Here is a 15,785-nt window from a genome sequence, read left to right on the forward strand (position 1 = left end):
TGTAAGCGCAACTCGTCGTTCCAACCGCGCAAAACAATCTGTATTCGTGGCTATGGGTCCTGCCTTTCGCCAGGACGACGGCGGAGTTTGTGGATGCGCGCCCGCCAAGAATCCGCCTACCCTTCCCCCTCGTCGCTTGCCAGCACGCCCTTCACTGCGCGCGCCCAGCCGGCGAGCTTTCGTTCGCGCGTAGCATCGCTCATGTTCGGCTTGAAGCGGTGCTCGAGGCGCCAATTGTCGGCGAACTTGGTCGGCTCGGGATAGACGCCGGCATTGAGACCGGCGAGATAGGCGGCGCCGAGCGCGGTGGTTTCCTGGATGACAGGGCGATCGACCGGCGCATCGAGCAGATCGGCAAGGCGCTGCATGGTCCAGTCGGACGCGGTCATGCCGCCGTCGACGCGGAGCACCACGCTCGCCACTTCCGAGCTCGGCCAGTCCGCGCGCATCGCGGCCCAGAGGTCGAAGGTCTGGTAGCAGACGCTCTCGAGCGCGGCGTGCGCCAGCTCGGCAGGTCCGGTGTTGCGGGTGAGGCCGAACAGGGCGCCGCGGACGCGCGGATTCCAGTAGGGCGCGCCCATGCCGACGAAGGCCGGCACCAGATAGACGCTCTGCATGGAGTCGGACTGATCGGCGAGCGGTCCGGTCTCGGCCGCGTGCTTGATGATGCCGAGGCCGTCGCGCAGCCATTGCACTGCGCTGCCGGCGACGAAGATCGAGCCTTCCAGCGCGTAAGTGCGTTTTCCCTCGAGCTGATAGGCGATGGTGGTGAGCAGCTTGTTCTTGGAGGCGACGGGCGTCGCGCCGGTGTTGAGCAGCGCAAAGCAGCCGGTGCCGTAGGTCGACTTCATCATGCCCGGACGGAAGCAGGCCTGGCCGATGGTGGCGGCCTGCTGGTCGCCGGCGATGCCGGAGATCGCAATCGCGCCGCCGAACAGATCCGGCGTGCTCTCGCCGAAGCGCGCGGAGGAATCCTTCACTTCCGGCAGCATCGAGCGCGGCACGCCGATGATCTCCAGGAGCTCGTCATCCCACTGGCCGGTGTGGATGTTGAACAGCAGCGTGCGCGAGGCGTTGGTGGCGTCGGTGGCGTGCACCTTGCCGCCGGTGAGGCGCCAGAGCAAATAGCAATCGACGGTGCCGAACATCAGCTCGCCGCGCGCGGCCCGCGCGCGGGCGCCGGGGACATGGTCGAGGATCCAGGCGACCTTGGTGCCGGAGAAATAAGGGTCGATGATCAGACCTGTTTTCTGCGAGATCAGCGGCTCGCGGCCTTCGTGCTTGAGCCTGGCGCAGATATCGGCGGTGCGGCGGTCCTGCCAGACGATGGCGCGGTGCACGGCCTGGCCCGTGGCGCGGTCCCACACCACGGTGGTCTCGCGCTGGTTGGTGATGCCGATCGCGGCGATGTCCTTTGCCGTGATGCCGGCCTGCTCGATCGCCTCACGGCAGACCATCACGGTCGAGGTCCAGATGTCCTCGGGCTCGTGCTCGACCCAGCCGGAGGCCGGAAAATGCTGCGGAAACTCGGCTTGCGCCTTCGCCGCAATGGAAATATCGCCGCGAAACACGATCGCGCGCGAGGAGGTGGTGCCCTGGTCGATGGCGAGGACGAAAGACATGGAAGCTTACCTTGGCGTTTTATTTGGCGTTTTCCCTGAGGGGATATTGTGTCGCGCCAAAGAAACGGGATTGCCGCCAAGAGGTCAAGCTGGGATGAGCGGCTGCAGCTGGACAAAAGCTACACCGCCGCCGCGGCAATACCGCCGTCGATAACGATGGTCTGGCCGGTCAAACGGGGATCTTTTTCATTGTTATTGGCTCCCCGCGTCCACTTGCTCGGTGTCATCGCCCGACTTGATCGGGCGATCCAGTATTCCAGAGACGGCGCGGCTGGAACCGAGGGGCCGCGGCGTACTGGATCCCCCGCCTTCGCGGGGGATGACAGTGGTCGTGCGACTCAGATCAACCCGCCCGCATCCGCGACGCGGCGCTGGTGGTAGTCGGTGTCGCCGAAGGTGTTCTCGATCATGGTGAGGCGCTTGAAGTAGTGGCCGATCTTCGCTTCCATGGTCATGCCGATGCCGCCGTGGAGCTGGATCGACTGCTGGCCGACGAATTTCAGCGACTTGCCGATCTGCGCCTTGGCGGCGGCGATGGCGTTGGAGCGCTCCCTGGCGTTCTCGAAATCGTTCGCCATGGTCGCGAACATCGACATCGAGCGCGCCTGTTCAGTGGCGACGAACATGTCGGAGGCGCGGTGCTGCAGCGACTGGAACGAGCCGATCGCGACGCCGAATTGCTTGCGCGTCTTGATGTACTCGACGGTGGTCTTGAGCGACTCATCCATCAGCCCGACCGCTTCGGCGCAGAGCGCGACACGGGCTTCGTCCACCACGCGCTCGATCAGGGCGAGCGAGTCGTCGGGGTTGCCGATCGCCGCATCCGCGCCGACCTCGACACCGGTGAAGGTGATGTCGGCGGCGTGCAGACCGTCCTGGGTCGGGTAGGACTTCTTGGTGATGCCCTTGGCGCTGGCAGGCACCAGGAACACGCCAATGCCGGTCGTGTCACGACGATCGCCCCTGGTGCGCGCGGTGACGACAAGCGTATCGGCGTTCTCGCCGTTGAGCACGACGAACTTCTCGCCGTCGATCACCCAGCCGTCGCCCTTCTTCTTCGCTGACGTGGCGACGTCGAACAGATCGTAGCGCGAATTCTTCTCGAGCTGGGCAAAGGCCAGCGTCTTGCTGCCGTCGACGATCCCGGGCACATGCGCCGCCTTCTGCGCCTCGGTGCCGGCATGACGCAGGAAGCCGCCGCCGATCACGACAGTCGCCAGATACGGCTCCAGCACCAGCGCCTTGCCGAGCGCTTCCATCACGATCATGGTCTCGACGCCGCCACCGCCAAAGCCGCCATCGGCCTCGCTGAAAGGCAGGCCCAGCAGGCCCTGCTCGGCGAGCTTGAGCCAGACGGCTTTGCTCCAGCCACCCTTCTCCTTCATGTATTTCTTGCGGCTCTCGAAATCGTAGGAATCGGTCAGCAGGCCGTCGATGCTGTCCTTCAGGAGCCGCTGCTCCTCGGTCAGGTCAAAATCCATTTCTTTGGTTCCTCGTACCCGGATCATCAGACTTCGTCATTCCGGGATGGCCCGAAGGGCCAGACCCGGAATCCATTTCGCCTCAGCGTATGCGGCCCGATGGATTCCGGGTTCGCGACTTCGTCGCGCCCCGGAATGACGGTGGAAACATTGTGCTCCCCGCCGCGGCGGAGAGGAAGCAGATCAAAGCCCCAGCACCGCCTTGGCGATGATGTTGCGCTGGATCTCGTTGGAGCCGCCGTAGATCGAGACCTTGCGGTTGTTGAAGTAGCTCGGCGCGATCTGGGCGGTCCAGTCCATGGCCTCGTTGGAGCCGTCGTCGCCGTGCACGTCGTAGGGAGCCGCGAACGGGCCGATCACTTCCATCAACAGTTCGGTGGTGGTCTGCTGGATCTCGGAGCCCTTGATCTTCAGCACCGAGGAGGCCGGATTGGGCTTGCCCTTGCCGTGCTTGCCTTCATCGGCGACGACGCGCAGCTGCGTCAGCTCGAGCGCCTTCAGCTCGATCTCGCAGGCGGCGAGCTTCTCGCGGAAAGCCGAATCCTGGATGATCGGCTTGCCGCCCGATTCGACCTTGCCGGCGAGATCGCGGATGCGGCGCAGCCGCTCCTTGGAAACGCCGACGCGCGCGATGCCGGTGCGCTCGTTGCCGAGCAGGAATTTTGCGTAATCCCAGCCCTTGTTCTCCTCGCCGATCAGGTTCTCGTAGGGCACCTCGACGTCGTCGAAGAACACCTCGTTGACCTCATGGCCGCCATCGATGGTCTGGATCGGGCGCACGGTGACGCCCTTCGACTTCATCGAGAACACGATGAAGGAGATGCCCATCTGCTTCTTGGCGGACGCATCCGTGCGGCAGAGGCAGAAGATCATGTCGGCATGCTGGGCCAGCGTGGTCCAGGTCTTCTGGCCGTTGATGATCCATTTGTCGCCACGGCGCTCGGCTTTTGTCTTGAGCGAAGCGAGATCGGAGCCGGAGCCCGGCTCCGAGAAGCCCTGGCACCACCAATCGTCGACATTGGCGATGCGCGGCAGGTACTTCTTCTTCTGCTCTTCATTGCCGAAGGTGTAGATGACGGGGCCGACCATGCTGACGCCGAACGCGAGCGGCTGCGGCGCCGGATAGGACTGCAGCTCCTCATTGAAGATGTAGTGCTGCACGGAGGTCCACCCCGTGCCGCCATATTGCTTCGGCCAGTGGCTGACGCCCCAGCCCTTCTTGTTGAGGATGCGCCACCACGTCACCATCTCGTCCTTGGTGAGATGGCGGCCTTCCACCAGCTTGCGCCGCGTATCCGGCGGCACGTTGTCGCGGAAGAATGCCCGCACTTCCTCGCGAAATGCCTGCTCTTCCTTCGTGAATGCGAGATCCATCGGATCCTCCTGTGAGCGAAACCAAGCTTTTATTCTTCGTCATCCTGGCGAAAGCCGGGTGTCGGGGTGGATTGTGCTGATTTCTGCTGCTGGCGCAATTCGTGGCGCGACAGTTTTCCGACCGGCGTGCGCGGCAGATCGTCGACGAACTCGACCGCAGCGGGCATCTCGTGCTTGCCGACCTTGCCGGCGAGCTGCGCGCGCAGCTCGTCGAGCGAGAACGGCTTTGCGTCCGGCCTGAGCTTGATGAAGGCCTTGGCGGCTTCGCCCCTGTATTCATCGGGAATGCCGAGCACGATCACCTCGTGCACGCCCGGGACGGTGTAGATCGCCTGCTCGATCATCTGCGGATAGACGTTGAAGCCGCCCGAGATGATCATGTCCTTCTTGCGGTCGACCAGGAAGAAATAGCCGTCGGTGTCGACATAACCGATGTCGCCGGTGAGGAAGCGGCCGTCGATGAACGCCTCCGCGGACCCCGCCGGCTTGTTCCAATAACCCTTGGTGACGTTCGGGCCCTTGATGCGGATCTCGCCGACTTCGCCCGGCGGCAGCACTTTTGTCGGATCGTCCAGCGAGACGACGTCGAGCTCGATGCCGGGCAGCATCAGGCCGATCGAGCCGGGCTTGTCGGGACCTGCAGGCGGATGGCCGGTGCCGGGCGAGCAGGTCTCCGTCATGCCCCAGCCGCTCCTCAGCTTCTTGCCGACCTTGCGCTCGAAGAAGCTTGCGACCTCGACCGGCAGCGGCGCGCCGCCGGAGCCGATGGCGGCGAGCGACGAAAAGTCGCGCTTGTCCAGATTGGGGAGCCCGGCGATCGCGATCCACATGGTCGGCACGCCAGGGAAATAGGTGGCGCGCTTGACCTCGATGTCGCGCATCACGGCTTCGACGTCGAAGCGCTGGTGCAGCGAGATCAGATTGCCGCGCCTGATCGAGGACAGCAGCACGACGGTCAGCGCAAAGATGTGGAACAGCGGCAGCACGCAGATCACGCGCTCGATCGTCTCGCCGCGGGCCGCGCGGGCCGGCCTGCCCCAGACGTCGTAGATCGACACCGCCGAGGTGAGATTGCCGTGCGTGAGCATGGCGCCTTTCGGCAGGCCGGTGGTACCGCCGGTATACTGCAACAGCGCAACGTCATCGGCCGCAACCGCCGGCCACTGTGCCGGCGCGGTGGCGCCTTCGACGAAGGCCTTGAAGGTGACGATGCGGGGATCATCGGGAATCGCCGCCTGCGGCGTGCCGATCTTGCCCCAATGATCGTCCTCGCAGACGACGAGGCGGTCGATCAGCCCCTTCTGCAGAAATTTCAGTGCCGTCGGCAGCAGGGCCTGGAGGTTCGAGGTGACGAGCAGGCGCGAGCCGGAATCGGAAATCTTGTGCGTGAGCGCGATCTCGCCGTCCAGCGGCGACAGATGCGCAACGCGGGCGCCTGCCTTCAGCGCGCCGAAGAAATTGACGGGATGATCCGGCGTGTTGCCGAGGAACAGCGCGACCGACGTGCCCTTGCCGCAACCGGCGCGGAGGAACGCAGCCGCTGCGCGCTCCGCCATGGCTGCGAGCTCGGTATAGGTGATCGGACGGTCGCGAAATTCCAGCGCGGTGCGTGGGCCGTAATTTGCAGCGGCCGTCGCGAGCAGGTCAGGCAACGTGCCCTGGACGATGGTGTCGTCCCAATGCACGCCCTCGGGGTAAAACTGTTCGCCGGGATGGGTCATGGATACCTTAAACCACACTAGCCGTCATTCCGGGGCGATGCGAAGCATCGAACCCGGAATCCATCAGGCCGCACGTTCGGAGGAGAAATGGATTCCGGGCCTGGCCCTGCGGGCCATCTACGTTGCGCAATTGCGCAACGGAGAATGACGTGAGGAGAGACTGCGTCCATCAAGCCGCCTTCGACTCGGCCGCCAGCGACGCGAAGGTCTTGCCCTCCGCGGCGAGCTTCTTCAGCAGCGGGGAGGGTTCGAGGCTCGGGTCGTTGGTCTCCTTGGCGTAGTAGGAGAGACGATCGGCGATGTGCTTGAGGCCGACGCTGTCGGCCCAGTACATCGGGCCGCCGCGGTAGATCGGCCAGCCATAGCCATAGAGCCAGACCACGTCGATGTCGGAGGGACGCGCCGCGATGCCCTCTTCGAGGATCTTCGCGCCCTCGTTGATCATCGGGTACATCATGCGCTCGAGGATCTCGTCGTCGCTGACCACGCGCTTCTTGCGGCCGAGACGCAGCAGCGTCTCGTCGATCAGCTTCTCGACCTCAGGATCGGGCAGCGGCGCGCGCGAGCCGGCTTCATATTTGTAGTAGCCTTTGCCGGTCTTCTGGCCGAAGCGGCCGGCTTCGCAGAGCGCGTCCGCGATCTCCGACTTGATGCCGCGATCCTTCCGCGAGCGCCAGCCGATGTCGAGGCCGGCGAGGTCGCCCATCGCGAACGGGCCCATCGGCATGCCGAACTTGGTCACGACGGCGTCGACCTGCTGCGGCAAGGCGCCTTCGAACAACAGCTTCTCGGACTGCTTGCCGCGCTGGGCCAGCATGCGGTTGCCGACGAAGCCGTCGCAGACGCCGACCACGACCGGCACTTTTGCAATCTTGCGCGCGATCGAGACGGCCGTCACCAGCGCATCCGGCGCGGTCTTGTCGGCACGCACGATCTCGCACAGCTTCATGACGTTCGCGGGCGAGAAGAAGTGCATGCCGAGCACGTCCTGCGGACGCTTGGTCGCCTTGGCGATCTCGTCGATGTTCAGGTACGAGGTGTTGGAGGCGAGCACGGCGCCGGGCTTGGCGTACTGGTCGAGCTTGCCGAACACCTCCTTCTTCACCGCCATGGTCTCGAACACGGCTTCGATGACGAGGTCGGCATCGCCGACATTCTCGATCCCGACAACGCCGTTGATCAGCGCCATGCGCTTGGCCGGTGCATCCGCCGGAATGCCGCCGCGCGCGGCGGTCGCTTCCCAGTTCTTCTGCATGATGCCCATGCCGCGCTTGAGCTGCTCCTCGCCGGTCTCGATCAGCGTGACGGGAACGCCGGCATTGGCAAAGGACATCGCGATGCCGCCGCCCATGGTGCCGGCGCCCAAAATCGCAACACGGTTAACGGGACGCGACTTGGTGCCTTCGGGAACGCCTGCAATCTTGTTGGCCTCGCGCTCGGCGAAGAAGGCGTAACGCTGCGCCTTGGACTGGTCGCTGGCGACGAGCTTGAGGAAGCCCTCGCGCTCCTTCTTCAGGCCTTCGTCGAACGGCAGGTCGATGGCATAGCCGACGGCGTCGGCTGCCGCGAACGGCGCTTCCAGGCCACGCGACTTCTTGGTCATCGCCGCGACGGCGTTGGTGAAGATCGAGCGGTCGGCCTTCGCGGCCGCGATCTTGGAATCGTCGTCGCGCAGGCGGCGCAGCGGGCGCTTCTCGGCCAGCAGTTTGCGCACGAAGGCTTCGCCGCCGGAGGCCGGGCCCTCGATGATCTCCTCGATCAGGCCGGCCTTGAGCGCTTCGGCCGCGCCAATGGGGTCGCCGCCGACGATCATCTTGACCGCGAGTTCCGGCCCGACCGCGCGCGGCAGCCGCTGGGTGCCGCCTGCGCCGGGCAGCAGGCCGAGCTTGACCTCGGGCAGGCCGAGCTTGGCTTCCTTGACCGCGACGCGGAAATGACAGGCGAGCGCGACTTCGAGGCCGCCGCCGAGCGCGGTGCCGTGGATCGCGGCAACGACGGGCTTTGGCGAATTCTCGATCGTGGACAGCACGTCATTGAGGGCCGGCGGCTTCGGCGGCTTGCCGAATTCGGTGATGTCGGCGCCGGCGATGAAGGTGCGCCCGGCGCAGGTCAGCACGATGCCCTTGATGGCGGGATCGGCGACCGCGGCCTTGATGCAGTCCAGGATACCGCCGCGGACTGCGGCACTCAGCGCATTGACCGGAGGGCTGTTGACCGTGACGATCCCGACCTCGTCATGACGCTCAAGCTTGACCACTTCGCTCACGGTTTCCCTCCTTGGTGGGATTTACTTTTGTTCGATTTCGCGGTGCGGAATTTAATTCCGCATCTTGACGGCAGGGTTATTTTGAAGCACGGACGTTGTCAACGACTCCGCGCAAGAGCAGATCAGGGATGAAGCGTACAGGAAAGAAGACCGCGACCGATCGGAATTTCGTCGTCGCGCTTTCCCGCGGGCTTGATGTCTTGCGCGCATTCCAACCCAGCGACGGACTTCTCGGCAATCAGGAGATTGCCGCCCGCACCAATCTGCCGAAGCCGACCGTTTCGCGGCTGACCTACACGTTGACGAAGCTCGGCTATCTGACGCCGGTTCCCCGCTTCGAGAAATATCAGCTCGCACCCGCCGCAATGGCGCTGGGTTACGCGGCGCTCGCCAATCTCGGTGTTCGGCATTTGTCCGAGCCGTTCCGCGAGGAAGTGATGCGCGCGACGGGTGGCGCGGTCGCGATCGGCGGCCGCGACCGTCACAGCATGATCTATTTCGGACAGAGCCGGGGCAGCGAGACTGTCGGCGTTCAACTTGACGTCGGCTCGCGCGTCCCGATTGCAACCACTGCGATGGGCCGCGCCTATTTCTGGGCGCTGGGCGAGGACGAGCGCGCCGAGCTGTCGCGCGTGCTGCGCGAGCATTACGGCAGCCGCTGGCCGAAGATGCGCGACGGGCTGGAGCGTTCCGGCGAGATGGTCGCCAAGCATGGCTTCGCGATCTCGGTCGGCGACTGGCACGACGACATCGGCGCCGCCGGTGTTGCGCTCAAGCTCAACGACGGAACCGGGCCCTACGCATTCAATTGCGGCGCACCGGCATTCCGCTTCACGGAAGAACGATTGATCAACGACATTGGACCGCGTCTGCTTGCGATGGTAAGGAACATCGAAGCGGCACTTGGCGGTCTGATGTCGCTATCCAAAAAAGACGACAGCAAAAAGCTGAAATCAGGAGGAAAAGTTGCGCGTGTGGCCGAGGGGATCAGATAGCCTTTGTCATGTCAGGGAGCGGTTTGCATCGCCCCTTCGCCCACTGCTCAGCGTGGGCGAGACGAGATGACGCAGGCACAGCTCGCGCAGGGGACATCGCCTCTGCTCGCCGTTCGCGACGTCAGCGTCGTGTTCGGCGGCATCGTCGCGCTCAACGGTGTGTCCTTTGACATGCACAAGGGCCAGATCCTCGGACTGATCGGCCCCAACGGAGCCGGCAAGACCACGCTGTTCAACTGCCTGTCCCGCCTCTACCAGCCGTCGTCAGGCGACATCCTGATGGAAGGCGCGAGCATTTTGAAACGCCCGCCGCACCGGATCGCCGAGATCGGCATCGGCCGCACTTTCCAGAACGTGGCGCTGTTTCCGAACCTGTCGGTGATGGACAATGTCCGCGTCGGCACCCATGCCCGCACCTCCTCCGACATCATCAGCGACTCGCTGCGCCTCGCCTGGATCCGCCGCGGCGAGAGCAGCGTGAACAGGAAGGTGCACGAGATCCTCAGCTATCTCGACCTCGAGGAGGTCGCTCACACCACCGTCTCCGGCCTGCCCTTCGGCACGCAGAAGCGCGTCGAACTGGCGCGGGCGCTGGCGGCAGACCCGAAGATCCTGCTGCTCGACGAGCCCGCCGGCGGCCTCAACCACGAAGAGGTCTACATCCTCGGCGACCTCATCCGCAAAATCCGCGACGAGCGCCACATGACGGTGCTGCTGGTCGAGCATCACATGGGCCTCGTGATGTCGATCGCCGACCACGTCGTCGCGCTGAATTTCGGCAAGAAGCTCGCGGAAGGCACGCCTGCGCAGGTGCAGGCGGACCCCGACGTCATCAAGGCCTATCTCGGGAGCAAGGACCAATGACTGTTCTGCTCAACGTCAAGGACCTGCGCGCCTATTACGGCCAGGTCCAGGCGCTCCATGGCCTCACCTTTTCGCTCAACGAGGGCTCGCTGACGACGCTGCTCGGGGCCAACGGCGCCGGCAAGACCACGACGCTGCGCGCGATCTGCAACATGGTGCGCTCCACCGGCGGCATCGAGTTCGACGGCAAGCCGCTGAACAACCGCTCGACCGAAAGCATCGTGCGCCACGGCATCGCCCACGTGCCGCAGGGCCGCGGCACCTTCACCACCATGACGGTGGAGGAGAATCTCCAGTTAGGGGCCATCACCCGCAAGGACAATGCCGGCATCGTCTCCGACATCGAGCGCATGTACGCGCATTTCCCGGTCTTGAAGCAGCGCCATACCCAGCAGGCCGGCACGCTCTCCGGCGGCGAGCAGCAGATGCTCGCGGTCGCGCGCGCGCTGATGCTGCGGCCGCGGCTGATGCTGCTGGACGAGCCGTCCTTCGGACTTGCGCCGCTCGTCGTGCGCGACCTGTTCGGCATCCTCGGCAAGATCAACCGCGAGGACAAGGTGTCGATCCTGGTGGTCGAGCAGAACGCCCAGCTCGCGCTCGAGCTCGCCGACCAGGCCTACGTGATCGAGACCGGCCGCATCGTGATGTCCGGCAACGCCAAGGACATCGCCAACAACGAAGAAATCCGCAAATCCTATCTGGGCTACTGAGGAGCCGGCACCATGGAACTGTTTACCAACCAGGTCCTGGCCGGGATTGCCACGGGCGCCATCTACGCCTGTATGGCGCTCGCGGTGGTCATGATCTACCAGGCCATCGACCATCTCAACTTCGCGCAGGGCGAGATGGCGATGTTCTCGACCTTCATCTCCTGGCAGCTGATGCAGTGGGGATTGTCGTACTGGGTCGCCTTCCTGATCACGCTGGTGCTCTCCTTCGTCGCCGGCATCGCGATCGAGCGCATCCTGTTCAAGCCGCTGGCGAAGGCGCCGGTTCTGACCAACGTCGCCGGCTTCATCGCGCTGTTCGCGATCATCAACTCGTCGGCCGGCCTGATCTGGGACTTCACCATCAAGCAATATCCGACCCCGTTCGGCTCCGCGCCGTTCCTCGGCAGCCAGCTGATCTCGACCCACCAGGCCGGCATGATCGGCGTCACCGTGCTGCTGCTGCTCGGCCTGTATTTCTTCTTCCAGTACACCCGGATCGGCCTTGCCATGCGCGCGGCCGCCTCGGTGCCTGAATCGGCGCGCCTCGTCGGCATCAACACGAGCTGGATGATCGCGCTCGGCTGGGGCATGGCGACCGCGATCGGCTCGATCGCCGGCATGCTGATCGCGCCGGTCGTGTTCCTCGAGCCCAACATGATGGGCGGCGTGCTGATCTACGGCTTCGCCGCGGCCGTGCTCGGCGGCCTGACCTCACCGTTCGGCGCCGTGGTCGGCGGCTTCCTGGTCGGCATCTTCGAGAACCTCGCCGGCACCTACATCCCCGGCGTCGGCAACGAGCTGAAACTCCCGATCGCGCTCGCGCTGATCATCTCCGTCCTGGTCGTCAAACCCGCTGGTCTGTTCGGCCGGCACATCGTCAAGCGAGTTTGATTATGAGCGCTGTCGAAGACGTCGTCACGGAAGCCGCTGCTGTCGAGGCCGTGCCGAAGCGGGCCATGACGCTGGGCACCGGCACCTCGGTGGTGGTGCTGCTGCTGCTCCTCGTCGTGCCGGTGTTCGCGAAGAATTTCGTGATCTTCCAGCTGACCCAGCTGCTCTATCTGGGCCTCGCCGTGCTGGCGCTCAACATCCTGACCGGCGGCAGCGGCCAGTTCTCGCTCGGCCAGAGCGCGTTCTACGGCATCGGCGCCTACATCACCGCCGTGATGATGGAGCAGTTCGACATCCCCTACTTCCTCTGCCTGCCGGTCGCGGGCGTGCTTTGCTTCGGCGTCGGCTTCCTGTTCGGCCAGCCGGCGCTGCGGCTTTCCGGCGTCTATCTCGCGCTCGCGACCTTCGCGCTGGCCACCGCGATGCCGCAGCTGCTCAAGCTGAACTTCCTCGAGAAGTGGACCGGCGGCGTGCAGGGCCTCGTCGTCACCAAGCCGGATGCGCCGTTCGGGCTGAAGATGTCGCAGGACATGTGGCTGTATTACTTCACGCTGGTCGTCGTGCTCGCGATCTACATCTTCTCGGTCAACCTGCTCCGCTCGCGCTCGGGCCGCGCCTTCATGGCGATCCGCGACAACGAGATCGCGGCCTCCGCCATGGGCGTCAATGTCGCGCTCTACAAGACGCTCGCCTTCGGCGTCTCCGCCGGCATCACCGGCGTTGCCGGCGGCCTCAGCGCCATCGCGGTGCAGTTCGTAGCGCCCGACAGCTTCACCATCACGCTCGCGATCCAGCTGTTCCTCGGCATGGTGGTCGGCGGCGTCGGCTGGCTGCCGGGCTCGATCATCGGTGCCGCCTTCATCATCTTCGTGCCGAACATCGCGGAAGGCATCTCCAAGGGCCTCTCCGGCGCCGTGTTCGGCGTGCTGCTGTTCCTCGTCATCTATCTCGTGCCGCATGGCGCAAGGCAGGTCGCGATCCTGGGCCAGCAATTCGCAAGCAGGCTCAGAAAGAACTGACCCCGCAATCAAGACCGTCGTTTCAACCAAGGAGACCGAATTGCCTTTCGCAAGAACACTTCGAACCGCCGCACTCGTAACGGCGGTCGCCACGCTCGCCTCCACCGCCGCCTTCGCGCAGAAGAAATATGACACCGGCGCGACCGATACCGAGATCAAGATCGGCAACATCATGCCGTATAGCGGCCCGGCATCGGCCTACGGCATCATCGGCAAGACCGAAGAAGCCTATTTCAAGATGATCAACGACAAGGGCGGCATCAACGGCCGCAAGATCAACTTCGTCACTTATGACGACGGCTATTCGCCGCCGAAGGCCGTGGAGCAGGTTCGCAAGCTGGTCGAGAGCGACGAGGTGCTCGCCGTGTTCAACCCGCTCGGCACGCCCTCGAACAGCGCGATCCAGAAATATCTCAACGCCAAGAAGATCCCGCAGCTGTTCGTCGCCACCGGCGCCACCAAGTGGAACGACCCGAAGAACTTCCCCTGGACCATGGGCTGGCAGCCCTCCTACCAGAGCGAAGCCCATATTTATGCCCAATGGCTGCTGAAGGAGAAGCCCGACGCCAAGGTCGCGATCCTCTATCAGAACGACGATTTCGGCAAAGACTACCTCAAGGGCACCAAGGACGGTTTCGGCCCCAAGGCTTCGAACATCATCCTGGAAGAGAGCTATGAGGTCTCCGAGCCGTCGATCGACGGCCACATCGTCAAGATCAAGGCCGCCAATCCCGACGTCCTCATGATCTACACGACGCCGAAGTTCGGCGCCCAGACCATCAAGAAGACCGCCGAGCTCGGCTGGAAGCCGCTGCAGATCATCACCAACGTGTCGGCCTCGGTCGGCAGCGTGATGAAGCCGGCGGGTTTCGAGGCCTCGCAAGGCGTGCTGTCGGCGGCCTATGCCAAGGACGGCGCCGATCCGCGCTGGAACGACGATCCCGGCATGAAGAAGTGGTCCGAGTTCCTCGACAAGTACATGCCCGGCGCCGACAAGACCGATGCCAGCATCGTCTACGGCTACGGCGCCGCTCAGACGCTGGCCAAGGCGCTGGAACAGTGCGGTGACGATCTCACCCGGGCCAATTTGATGAAGCAGGCGGCCAGCCTCAAGGACTTTGCGCCTGATACGCTGCTGCCCGGCGTCAAGATCAACACCGGCCCCAACGACTTCGCACCGATCAGCCAGTTGCAGATGCAGCGGTTCAAGGGCGAGAAATGGGAACAGTTCGGCGAGATCCTGAACGGCGACGTCGCTCCGGAGTGACGCGCTGACGCTTTAGGCCAAGGCTGAAAAGCCCCCGCGAACGATCGCGGGGGCTTTTTGTTGACGTCAGATATCAATCTTGTTCAATGCGGCGCCGATCCAGGTGAGGTAGGAGTGCGATGATCGTCGTTCGATTTCAGGTTGCGGTGCTTTTCGCCGCATTCGCGTTGTGCACTGCGGCAAGCAATCCCGTGCAGGCGCAGAAATCCTACGACAGCGGCGCCTCCGATACCGAGATCAAGATCGGCAACATCATGCCCTATAGCGGCCCGGCCTCGGCCTATGCCGTGATCGGCAAGACCGAAGAGGCCTATTTCAGCAAGGTCAATGCCGAGGGCGGCATCAACGGCCGCAAGATCAAATTCATCTCGTATGACGACGCCTATTCGCCGCCGAAGACGGTGGAGCAGGCGCGCAAGCTGGTCGAAAGCGACAACGTGCTGCTGATCTTCGGCTCGCTCGGCACCTCCACCAACGGCGCCATCCGCAAATACATGAACGAGAAGAAGGTGCCGCAATTGTTCGTGGCGAGCGGCGCGTCCAAGTGGAACGATCCGAAGCAATATCCCTGGACCATGGGCTGGCAGCCGAGCTACGCGGGCGAGGCGAAGATCTACGCCAAATACATCATGAAGGAAAAGCCGGACGCGAAGATCGGCGTGCTCTATCAGAACGACGATTTCGGCAAGGATTATCTGAACGGACTGAAGGAAGGGCTCGGCGCCAAAGGCTCGATGATCGTGCTGGAGGAGCCCTACGACACCTCCGAGCCCGCGGTCGACGAGCACGTCGTGAGGCTGAAGACAGCAGGCGCCGATGCCCTCGTCAGCATCACCACGCCGAAATTCGCAGCGCAGGCGATCAAGAAGGCGGCCGAGATCAACTGGCACCCGATCCACATCATCTCCAACGTCTCGGCCTCCGTCGGCGGCGTGATCGAGCCCGCGGGCTTCGAGATCTCGCAAGGCATCCTGTCGGCGACCTACATCAAGGACGGCTCCGACCCGCAATGGAACGCCGACGACGGCATGAAGAAGTTCTACAACTTCCTCGCGGCATACGACCCGAAGGCCAACAAGCTCGATGCCGGCATCGTGTTCGGCTACGCCGCGGCGCAGACCATGGTGAGGGTGCTGCAGATGTGCGGCGACAATCTCACCCGCGACAACGTCATGACGCAGGCAGCTTCCCTGAAGGACTTCGCGCCCGACACGCTGCTGCCCGGCATCAAGATCAACACCGCACCCGACGATTTCGCGCCGATCAAGCAGCTTCGGATGATGCGGTTCAAGGGCAAGGCCTGGGAATTGTTCGGCGACGTCATCTCGAGCGAGCTGGGCCATTAGCGCGCGGCTCGCGCACGGCGCAATCTTCAGTCATTGACGACGATCAGGCGCAACTGAAGGTTTAAGCGCAAGAGCCTGAACACTGCAGTCCTGCGGAGCGGAATATTCCGCGCCGCATCGATCAAATCGCGCCCGCGGCAGTTTCGGCCCGGCGTTCTTCTTGCTGGCGCCGCAGGAAGGGTATTCAATATGACTCGGAGCGTCGCAACATCTGCGCTCCCAATCAAGA

12 protein-coding genes are annotated in these 15,785 nt (G+C 64.0%); 7 read left to right on the plus strand and 5 right to left on the minus strand.

Annotated features, from left to right (window positions below; all coding sequences use genetic code 11):
- Positions 1-116: 116 nt before the first annotated feature.
- From glpK to XH98_RS04145, 5 genes are all read right to left on the minus strand, one after another.
- Positions 117-1,622 (minus strand): glycerol kinase GlpK, encoded by a 1,506-nt coding sequence (glpK, locus tag XH98_RS04125; protein WP_271617864.1) that lies wholly within the window; start codon positions 1,620-1,622, stop codon positions 117-119.
- Positions 1,623-1,960: 338 nt separating this feature from the next.
- Entirely contained in the window at positions 1,961-3,103 is a 1,143-nt protein-coding gene (gene pimD / locus XH98_RS04130) for a pimeloyl-CoA dehydrogenase small subunit (protein ID WP_271603735.1), read from the minus strand.
- A 183-nt stretch (positions 3,104-3,286) separates the two neighbouring features.
- A complete protein-coding gene (pimC, locus tag XH98_RS04135; protein WP_057759499.1) occupies positions 3,287-4,477 on the minus strand; it encodes a pimeloyl-CoA dehydrogenase large subunit in 1,191 nt (396 codons plus the stop codon).
- Positions 4,478-4,506: 29 nt separating this feature from the next.
- A complete protein-coding gene (pimA, locus tag XH98_RS04140) occupies positions 4,507-6,198 on the minus strand; it encodes a dicarboxylate--CoA ligase PimA (RefSeq protein ID WP_271617865.1) in 1,692 nt (563 codons plus the stop codon).
- A gap of 169 nt (positions 6,199-6,367) precedes the next feature.
- Positions 6,368-8,464, minus strand: a complete 2,097-nt coding sequence (locus tag XH98_RS04145; protein WP_271617866.1) for a 3-hydroxyacyl-CoA dehydrogenase NAD-binding domain-containing protein — start codon at positions 8,462-8,464, stop codon at positions 6,368-6,370.
- 128 nt (positions 8,465-8,592) lie between these two features.
- Here XH98_RS04145 and XH98_RS04150 point away from each other — a divergent pair, with 128 nt between their 5' ends.
- From XH98_RS04150 to XH98_RS04180, 7 genes are all read left to right on the plus strand, one after another.
- On the plus strand, positions 8,593-9,459 hold the full coding sequence (locus XH98_RS04150; RefSeq protein ID WP_220002171.1) for an IclR family transcriptional regulator: 867 nt from the start codon (positions 8,593-8,595) through the stop codon (positions 9,457-9,459).
- Positions 9,460-9,525: 66 nt separating this feature from the next.
- Entirely contained in the window at positions 9,526-10,323 is a 798-nt protein-coding gene (locus tag XH98_RS04155) for an ABC transporter ATP-binding protein (protein WP_271603732.1), read from the plus strand.
- Entirely contained in the window at positions 10,320-11,033 is a 714-nt protein-coding gene (locus XH98_RS04160; RefSeq protein ID WP_271603731.1) for an ABC transporter ATP-binding protein, read from the plus strand. Before XH98_RS04155 ends, XH98_RS04160 begins: the two co-directional genes overlap by 4 nt.
- Positions 11,034-11,045: 12 nt before the next feature.
- On the plus strand, positions 11,046-11,924 hold the full coding sequence (locus tag XH98_RS04165; RefSeq protein ID WP_057759511.1) for a branched-chain amino acid ABC transporter permease: 879 nt from the start codon (positions 11,046-11,048) through the stop codon (positions 11,922-11,924).
- 2 nt (positions 11,925-11,926) lie between these two features.
- Positions 11,927-12,943 (plus strand): branched-chain amino acid ABC transporter permease, encoded by a 1,017-nt coding sequence (locus tag XH98_RS04170; RefSeq protein ID WP_271603730.1) that lies wholly within the window; start codon positions 11,927-11,929, stop codon positions 12,941-12,943.
- 40 nt (positions 12,944-12,983) lie between these two features.
- Positions 12,984-14,210: an ABC transporter substrate-binding protein gene (locus XH98_RS04175; RefSeq protein WP_271603729.1), complete on the plus strand. Its 1,227-nt coding sequence runs from the start codon at positions 12,984-12,986 to the stop codon at positions 14,208-14,210.
- 119 nt (positions 14,211-14,329) lie between these two features.
- Positions 14,330-15,556 carry an ABC transporter substrate-binding protein gene (locus XH98_RS04180; protein ID WP_271617867.1) on the plus strand — a complete coding sequence of 409 codons (1,227 nt, stop codon included), beginning with the start codon at positions 14,330-14,332 and terminating at the stop codon, positions 15,554-15,556.
- Positions 15,557-15,785 lie beyond the last annotated feature (229 nt).

The sequence above is a fragment of the Bradyrhizobium sp. CCBAU 51745 genome (genome assembly GCF_028128715.1).
Taxonomy (GTDB): Bacteria; Pseudomonadota; Alphaproteobacteria; order Rhizobiales; family Xanthobacteraceae; genus Bradyrhizobium; species Bradyrhizobium manausense.